Genomic DNA, 1,706 nt, shown 5'->3' with positions numbered 1-1,706 from the left:
GATCGTTCAAGCATATAACAATTGAAGGGTTTGATTCTGGCTCAGAATGAACGTTGGCGGCATGGATTAGGCATGCAAGTCGCGCGATATCTTGGGAGCTTGCTCCTGAGTGAAAGCGGCGAAAGGGAGAGTAACAGGTAGTTTATCTACCCTCGGGTTCGGGATAGCGTTGGGAAACTGGCGGTAATACCGAATAACATCTACGGATCAAAGTTCCGGCGCCCGGGGATGAGACTGCTCACTATTAGCTTGTTGGCGGGGTAATGGCCCACCAAGGCTACGATGGTTAGCGGGCGTGAGAGCGTGGCCCGTCTCACTGGGACTGAGATACTGCCCAGACACCTACGGGTGGCTGCAGTCGAGAATCTTCGGCAATGGGCGCAAGCCTGACCGAGCGATGCCGCGTGCGGGATTAAGGCCTTCGGGTTGTAAACCGCTGTCAGAGGGGAAGAAATTTTGACTGATCCTCAGAGGAAGGACGGGCTAAGTTCGTGCCAGCAGCCGCGGTAAGACGAACCGTCCGAACGTTATTCGGAATTACTGGGCTTAAAGGGTGCGTAGGCGGCCCTACAAGTCAGGTGTGAAATCCCACGGCTCAACCGTGGAACTGCGCTTGAAACTGTAGGGCTTGAGGGAGATAGGGGTGAGCGGAACTGATGGTGGAGCGGTGAAATGCGTTGATATCATCAGGAACACCGGCGGCGAAGGCGGCTCACTGGGTCTCTACTGACGCTGAGGCACGAAAGCTAGGGGAGCGAACGGGATTAGATACCCCGGTAGTCCTAGCTGTAAACGTTGAGCACTGGATCGAGGGGACTCCCACATCTTCTCGGTCGTAGCGAAAGTGTTAAGTGCTCCGCCTGGGGAGTATGGTCGCAAGGCTGAAACTCAAAGAAATTGACGGGGGCTCACACAAGCGGTGGAGGATGTGGCTTAATTCGAGGCTACGCGAAGAACCTTATCCTAGTCTTGACATGCTTAAGAATCTTCCTGAAAGGGAAGAGTGCTCTTCGGAGAGCTTTTGCACAGGTGCTGCATGGCTGTCGTCAGCTCGTGTCGTGAGATGTCGGGTTAAGTCCCTTAACGAGCGAAACCCCTATCTCTAGTTGCCAGCGAGTAATGTCGGGGACTCTAGAGAGACTGCCGGTGTGAAACCGGAGGAAGGCGGGGATGACGTCAAGTCCTCATGGCCTTTATGACTAGGGCTGCACACGTCCTACAATGGTGCGAACAAAGGGACGCAAACTCGCGAGAGTAAGCAAATCCCAGAAAACGCGCCTCAGTTCGGATTGCAGGCTGCAACTCGCCTGCATGAAGCCGGAATCGCTAGTAATCGCGGGTCAGCATACCGCGGTGAATATGTTCCTGAGCCTTGTACACACCGCCCGTCAAGCCACGAAAGTGGGGTGCACGCGAAGTCGCTAAGCTAACCGTAAGGAGGCAGGCGCCGAACGTGAACTCCGCGATTGGGACTAAGTCGTAACAAGGTAGCCGTAGGGGAACCTGCGGCTGGATCACCTCCTTTCTAAGGAAAATTGGTGACGACAGTGGAAGTCTCACACTTCCCTCTAGCTCTGAGCGAGCAATCGCTTAACTAGACGTCTACCATGGGACAGTCTCACTCAGCTCAGCTTGGTCACAACCATATTTATACGAAACCTCACGTCAGCTAACGCTGGCGTGAGGTTTTTTTATGCGCGCTGCGA

Annotated in this window: 1 rRNA gene; it reads left to right on the top strand. The window is 54.4% G+C overall.

From position 1 onward, the window contains the following. The first annotated feature begins 18 nt into the window (after positions 1–18). Positions 19–1,525: ribosomal RNA gene (locus LOC68_RS11035) — 16S ribosomal RNA — on the top strand. Positions 1,526–1,706 lie beyond the last annotated feature (181 nt).

It is taken from the genome of Blastopirellula sediminis (genome assembly GCF_020966755.1).
Lineage (GTDB): Bacteria > Planctomycetota > Planctomycetia > Pirellulales > Pirellulaceae > Blastopirellula > Blastopirellula sediminis.
This window is presented reverse-complemented; position numbering and strand designations above follow the sequence as displayed.